At 60.5% G+C, this 7,343-nt stretch carries 4 protein-coding genes; all 4 read left to right on the top strand.

From position 1 onward, the window contains the following. Positions 1 to 171: 171 nt before the first annotated feature. Positions 172 to 996 carry a DUF6692 family protein gene (locus BM225_RS21160; RefSeq protein ID WP_177218682.1) on the top strand — a complete coding sequence of 275 codons (825 nt, stop codon included), beginning with the start codon at positions 172 to 174 and terminating at the stop codon, positions 994 to 996. A gap of 12 nt (positions 997 to 1,008) precedes the next feature. Next, positions 1,009 to 1,770 (top strand): MauE/DoxX family redox-associated membrane protein, encoded by a 762-nt coding sequence (locus BM225_RS21155; protein WP_245780576.1) that lies wholly within the window; start codon positions 1,009 to 1,011, stop codon positions 1,768 to 1,770. A 660-nt stretch (positions 1,771 to 2,430) separates the two neighbouring features. Beyond that, positions 2,431 to 4,620, top strand: a complete 2,190-nt coding sequence (locus BM225_RS21150) for an efflux RND transporter periplasmic adaptor subunit (RefSeq protein ID WP_092465501.1) — start codon at positions 2,431 to 2,433, stop codon at positions 4,618 to 4,620. After that, positions 4,617 to 7,343, top strand: a 2,727-nt coding sequence (locus BM225_RS21145; protein WP_092465500.1) for an efflux RND transporter permease subunit, incomplete at its 3' end; no start/stop codon positions are given. The genes BM225_RS21150 and BM225_RS21145, both read left to right, overlap by 4 nt.

Here is a 7,343-nt window from a genome sequence, read left to right as displayed (position 1 = left end):
CTCGTAGTCCCTGACGAGCTCCCGACAGCCATCCGCTTCAACCCTCCGCGACACCGCGAAAGCAAAAAAAACAATGGGGCGTGGCCGCCGCTTACGGTTCATCATCCGATTTCATTGGAACCCTCCTGCGGTGGAAGGTTGTTAGGTCAGTGACAGATTGGAGATGCTGCTTTGGCCTATACTCGTTTTTTCCTGATGATCGCGTCCTCGACCGTGGTGATGTTCGGGCTCATGTACCTGAACACCTATCTGTGGGGGCATGTCTTTTTCTCTGAGACCCGACTTTACATGGCGATCGTCATGGGCGCTGCGATGGCGCTCGTGATGCTGGCATGGATGCTTGGGATGTACCGGAACCGAGCGATGAATATCGGTATCTTTGCTGGATCGATCATCGTATTTGCGGGTGCGCTGTTTTTGGTGCGGTCGCAGATTACGGTGCAGGACCTTTCCTATATGCGGGCGATGATCCCTCACCACTCCATCGCGATCATGACTTCGTCGCGAGCTGAGTTGACGGACCCGCGCGTGCGCACACTAGCCGACGATATCGTTTACGCACAGGACAAAGAGATCGCCGAGATGCGTTATCTGATTGCTGACATCGCAGCGAATGGCGAGGCAAAACCAGACGCAGGCCATACAATTCCGCAGTTGGTGGACGCGCAAACCGCTTTGGCAAGCGAAGTGGTGGCAAAGGTAGATCCGGAATTCCTGACGCCTGAAGTGATCGATCTGGCATTTCCAGAAGGTGCCACCTGCCAGTTCACCTACACAGAGACGAGCCCGCCAGTCTTTGTGACGACTGACGAGGGTGCCTTGGTCAAAATCAGCGGTGATCTGGTGCGCCTGGATGCAGACGCACAGGGATATTCCGCCGCGCCGATCACGGCCGAGGTGCGCCCCACTGAGGACAGTGGCCTGCACGATCTGATCATCAGCGCTGGCCCCGATTACTCCGCCGGTTTCCGCGGCCAATACACCTGCTCCCAGTAAAGGAGGCCCGTCATGAGCACGACACCTGAAAAGAAAGCCGTCCTGTACCGCATGGTGATGCCGGATCACCTTTGCCCGTTCGGCCTCAAGTCCAAGGACTTGCTAGAGCGGAATGGCTACACCATCGAGGATCATCATTTACAAACCCGCGAAGAGACCGATGCCTTTCGCGAAAAGCACGACGTGAAAACCACGCCGCAGACATTCATCAACGGAGAACGCATTGGCGGCTATGACGATCTGCGCATTTTCCTCGGGATTGACCCGCCCAAGGACCAGCAGAGCGATACCAGCTATACACCTGTGATTGCCATTTTCTCGGTATGCGCGCTGCTTGGGCTGGGTTTGTCTCTTGGAATTTACGGGACTATCTTCTCTTGGCAGGCGTTCCAGTGGTTCGTTTCGCTGTCGATGTCGGTTCTGGCGATCCAGAAGCTTCAGGACATCGAGAAATTCTCGACTATGTTCCTGAACTACGACCTCTTGGCTCGACGGTGGGTGCCCTACAGCAAGCTGTATCCTTTCGGCGAAGCCTTGGCCGGGATTTTGATGACTGCAGGGGTGCTGAACTGGCTGTCTGCTCCGGTGGCGTTGTTCATTGGTACAGTCGGCGCGGTCAGTGTGTTCAAAGCCGTCTATATCGACAAACGTGCATTGAAATGCGCCTGCGTGGGCGGCAGTTCGAATGTCCCGCTTGGCTTTGTGTCTTTGACGGAAAACCTGATGATGATCTTTATGGGTTTGTGGATGGGGCTACGCGCGTTCGGGGTTTGACGCCAAAAGGAGAAGCTAGTGGGAGACGAAGATCAGCATCTCGCACATGCGTTTCGCGCAATTGTTATCGTGATGTGTGCCTTCGCACCGACGTAGCTCTTGCGCTCCTCTCTGTTTTTAAGATCACTGTCATCTATGGAGATGCTTTTACGCCACCTTTTGCTGCCGACAATTCGGCTTGGCCGGTTAGGTATGCGGCTGACAGTCGTAGCCTTGCTACTGGCAATCGTTGTGCAGGCTTTGCCACACAAGGCGTTCGCAAGTGAATCCGAGCCCGCGGCGCTGACGCACGTCATGCACCATGTCCCGAGTGTCACACCCCAGCAAAGCGCTCATGCTCATCATCACTCTGTTCCGGCGGACCAAGATGACAGTGCGAGCGCTGACTGCGGCAGCTCAGTCTGCTGTGCGGGCTTTGACGTGACGCTGAGTGTTGATCTTGGCGTCCATCGTGTCGTCTTCGTGACGCGCACCTTTGCGACACAACCAAGCGTGCCGTCTCGTGACGGCACGTCACTCGAACGACCTCCACGCTTCTTGAGCTGAACGGGGGCGAGGCGGCACGAGCCGCTCGCCGTCCGGACCATAGGGACTGCGCATCTGTGGATGCGGGGTTTGCTCGGCTGCTTTGCGGCCTGTCAGAAGCACAAGAGGCATCTCATGCAAGGACGTTATTCTGCCCTCGCCATTCTGGCGCTGGGGGTCGGTCTTGGTGGCGGCGTCGCCATGGAAAGACTGTATTTCTCGGCGCCGTCAGCCGACAGTGGGGGACCCGCAATTCTGTATTGGGTTGCGCCCATGGATCCGAACTTCAGGCGCGACGGACCGGGGAAATCGCCAATGGGCATGGACTTGGTTCCGGTCTACGAAGGCGATGAACCCGCCGGTGGTCCCGCCGAGGTCCGGATGGACGCAGCCGAGATCAACGCGATCGGGGTGCGGACGGCCTTGGCAAAGTCTGACGAGATTTCCTCGCAAATTCGGACGGTCGGCTTTGTGGATTGGAACGAACATCGCACCGCACATGTCCACACGCGCGTCGAGGGATGGATCGAACGCTTGGACGTGCGCGCCGTTGGCGACACAGTGTCCAAAGGCGATTTGCTGTTCGAACTCTTCTCACCCGAGGTCGGTTCCGCCACTGCGGAACTTGTGCGCATCAATGAAAGCGAACCCGGCACGCGGATTGTCGAGATCGCGAAAAACCGTCTTCGCAGCCTTGGTATGGGGGATGCGCAGATCGAACGGATCTCCCAAACGGGTCAGGCCGAGCGCAATATCGCAATTTACGCGCCCCAAGACGGCGTTGTCGTTGGCCTAGAGGCCGCCGAGGGCATGTACCTGAAGCCCGACGTGCGAGCGCTGACCCTGACCGACCCGACCGATATCTGGCTGATCGCCGAAGTCTTCGAGCGCGATTTGGGCCGCCTGTCCGAAGGGATGCGGGCCGAAGCGCGATTTGAGCATTTGCCGGACACCGTCTTCGCAGGCACCGTTGATTACATCTATCCCGAGCTTGATTTGCGGACCCGAACGCTGCCGGTGCGTCTGGTCTTTGACAACGCGGACGGGTCTTTGCGTCCGGGGATGTTCGGCACGGTCCTGCTAGAGGACACCGACCGCCATCTGGCCGTAACCGTCCCCTCCGAGGCTGTGATCCGCACAGGCCGCGCCGAGCGGGTGATCCTACGCACCGGCGAGGGCCGTTTTGCCCCCCGTCTGGTCACAACGGGCCTGCGTGACGGCTTTGGCGCGGGCGGCCGGACCGAGATCGTCCAAGGCCTTGCCGCGGGCGAAGAGGTCGTATCCTCGGCCCAGTTCCTGATCGACAGCGAAAGCGTTCTGAACGCGGGCATGATGCGCATGGCCCCCACCGATCAGGCCCCCGCGATGGCCACTGGTGTGGTGGTCGCAGTGGACGCCGTGGCACGCAAACTGATGCTGCATCACGACGCGATCACCGAGTTGGATTGGCCTGCCATGCAGACCAGCTTTGCCTTAGCCAAGGACGTGATGCTCGATGGTGTCACGGTCGGGGCTGAGGTCAAAGTCACCTTGCATCGCGGCTCTGACGGCCAGTTGTGGATAGGCTCCTTGACTGGGGATGACGGCGTCGCGGCCACGGGACGCGGTATCGCTTCGGCGGTGACGCCGGATGGGCGCCTGACCATGTCGCACGATCCGATCCCCGCCTTGGGCTGGGGCGCGATGACGATGGACATGGAGGTGGTCGATCTGGACCCCGCCACTGTTCCCCTGAACGTTCCCATCGAATTCGACCTGACCAAGGATGCCGAGGGCATGTTCGCCATCGCGGCCGTCCGTGCAGCAGGCGCCCCCGCCGAACCGATGGCCGATGCCACGCCCGCTGCCCGCCGGATCGAGGCGACGGGCACTATCACGGCTCTGAACCCCGAAACCAACATGGCGACCATCTCTCATGGCCCGCTAAAGGCCATCGGGATGCCCGCGATGACGATGGATTTCGCTTTGGTCGATGGACTTGACCCCGCGACGGTGCCGATTGGCAAAGAGGTTCCGATTGTCTTTGAACAAGGCCCTGACATGAGCCTGAAACTGGCAGAGGCAACGGCGCCCGCCCCGTTGATCGAGGCGGTCGGCACCATCAATGCGATTAATCCCGCAACCGGCATGGCCAGCATCACTCATGGCCCGATGAAGGCGATCGGCATGCCCGGCATGACCATGGACTTTGCCGTCAGCGCAGATCTCGATTCCGCCGCGCTGCCCATCGGCCAAGAGGCTGCTCTGGGCTTTGCACGCCAGCCAGATATGTCGCTGGTCCTGCAAGAGGTCGGCGTACCAGCAGCAGGGAACTTGGGCCAATGATCGGGGCTGTCATTCGCTGGTCGATCGCGAACCGCTTTATCGTTGTGCTCTTTGCACTGGTGCTGGGGGCCTCTGGCATCTGGGCCTTGCGCACCACTCCCGTGGACGCCATTCCCGACCTGTCCGAAGTACAGGTGATCGTGCGCACGCCCTATCCCGGGCAGGCCCCCCAAGTGATCGAGGACCAGATCACCTATCCCTTGGCGACTGCCATGCTGGCCGTCCCCGGTGCGGTGGATGTGCGCGGTTTTTCGTTCTTTGGGGACAGCTACGTCTATGTGGTTTTCGAAGAGGGCACTGACCTTTATTGGGCGCGGTCTCGGGTGCTGGAATATCTAGGCCAGATCACCTCGCGCCTGCCTGATGGCGTGGCGCCCGAGCTTGGCCCCGATGCCACTGGTGTGGGCTGGATCTATCAGTACGCGCTTATCGACCGGACCGGCAATCACGACATCTCGCAGCTGCGCAGCTTGCAGGACTGGTGGCTGAAGTACGAACTCCAGACCATCGATGGCGTATCCGAAGTGGCGACCATCGGCGGCATGGTCCGCCAGTATCAGGTGGTGATCGATCCGGACAAATTGCGCGCCTATGACCTGACGTTGACGGACGTGCGCAGCGCGATCCAGTCCGCAAACCAGGAAACCGGCGGCAGCGTGATCGAGATGGGCGAGGCCGAATTCATGGTCCGCGCCACCGGCTATGTCAGCGGGCTGGACGAACTGGCCAAAGCTCCGCTCAAGATCAATGCGCGTGGGGCGGCCCTGACCTTGGCCGATGTAGCCGAGTTGCGAATGGGTCCTGAAATGCGCCGAGGCGTTGGGGAATTCGATGGTTTGGGCGATGCGACTGGCGGTGTGGTGATCATGCGCTGGGGCGGCAACGCCTTGGCCACGATCCGCGCGGTCGAGGCTCGTCTGGATGAACTGCGCCCGTCCTTGCCCGAAGGGGTCGAGATCGTGACCACCTATGACCGCTCTGGGGTGATCGAGCGCGCGATCGAAAACCTGCAGCACAAGTTGACCGAAGAGTTCATCGTCGTCGTACTGGTCTGCGGCGCGTTCCTACTGCACATGCGCTCGTCGCTGGTGATCGTGCTGTCGTTGCCCTTGGGGATTGCAGCAGCATTGGTGGTGATGCGTCTGCAAGGGGTGAACGCGAACATCATGTCCCTTGGCGGGATCGCCATCGCGATCGGGGCGATGGTGGACGCCGCGATTGTGATGATCGAGGCGATGCACAGGCGCTTGGAACACGAAAAACTGACGCCCGAGAACCGCTGGCGGATCGTCTCTGAAACCTGCTCCGAAGTCGGCCCTGCCCTGTTCTATTCGCTGGCGATCATCGCGGTCAGCTTCCTGCCGGTGTTTGTGCTGGAAAGCCAAGAAGGCCGGATGTTCAAGCCACTGGCCTTTACCAAGACCTACGCAATGGCGGCGGCCTGTATTTTGTCCATCACGCTGGTTCCGGTCCTGATGGGCTGGTTCGTCCGTGGCCGTATCCTGCCCGAGGATCGTAACCCGCTGAACCGTCTGTGCATCTGGGCCTACCGTCCGTTTCTGGATGCGGCGGTGGCTTGGCCTTGGGCCACGTCTGCGATGGCGGTGGTTGTGGTCGCCTCCATGTGGTGGCCGATGCAGCGGATCGGGACCGAGTTCATGCCCGAACTCAAAGAGGGCGATTTCCTCTATATGCCGTCGCTCTATCCTGGTGTGTCCATCGGCAAGGCGCGCGAGGTCCTGCAACAGACCGACCGCCTGATCAAAACCGTGCCAGAGGTGAAAACCGTCCACGGCAAACTGGGACGCGGCGAAACCGCGACCGACCCCGCGCCTCTAACCATGATCGAAACGACGATCCAGCTGAAACCCGAAGAGGACTGGCGCCCCGGCATGACGATGGAGAAAATCCGCGACGAGCTGGACCGCATCGTTCAGGTGCCCGGCGTCACCAACGTCTGGATTCAGCCGATCAAGAACCGGATCGACATGCTGGCCACTGGCATCAAGACCCCCGTGGGGGTCAAGATCACTGGCGCTGACCTGTCCGTGATCGAAGGCATCGGCGTCGAAATCGAGCGTATCGTTGGCGCGGTCGAGGGGACAGCCTCGGCCTATGCCGAGCGTCCCGTGGGTGGGCGGTTTGTCGAGATCAACGTCAACCGCGATGCGGCCGCGCGCTATGGTTTGTCGGTGAACGATGTCCAGATGGTGGTACAGACGGCCATCGGCGGCATGCAGGTCGCCGAGAGCGTCGAAGGGCTTGAGCGCTATCCCATCAACCTGCGCTACCCGCAGGACTGGCGAAACAGCCCCGAAGCCCTGCGCGATCTGCCCATCGTGACCAAATCCGGCGCCCATGTCCCCCTTGGGGCGGTCACCGATATCGCCGTCGTGGATGGCCCCGGCATGATCCGGTCCGAAAATGCGCGGCGCACAGGCTTTGTGTTCATCGACATCGCGGGCCGTGACTTGGGCAGCTATGTCGCCGAGGCCCGTGCAACGGTCGAGCAGGAACTGACCCTGCCCACAGGCTATTCCATCGCGTGGTCGGGGCAGTACGAATACATCGAACGGGTGCGAGATCGCCTGATCCTTGTGGCGCCTGCAACCTTGCTGACGATAACCCTGATGCTGTTCATGGCCTTCCGCCGGATGACCGAAGTCGCGATCATTCTGGCCGCCTTGCCTGTCGCGCTGGCGGGCGGGGTCTGGCTGATCTGG

This window comes from Donghicola eburneus, from assembly GCF_900115865.1.
Taxonomy (GTDB): Bacteria; Pseudomonadota; Alphaproteobacteria; order Rhodobacterales; family Rhodobacteraceae; genus Donghicola; species Donghicola eburneus.
The sequence above is the reverse complement of the archived record's forward strand: the minus strand, read 5'-3'. Positions and strand labels throughout refer to the sequence as shown.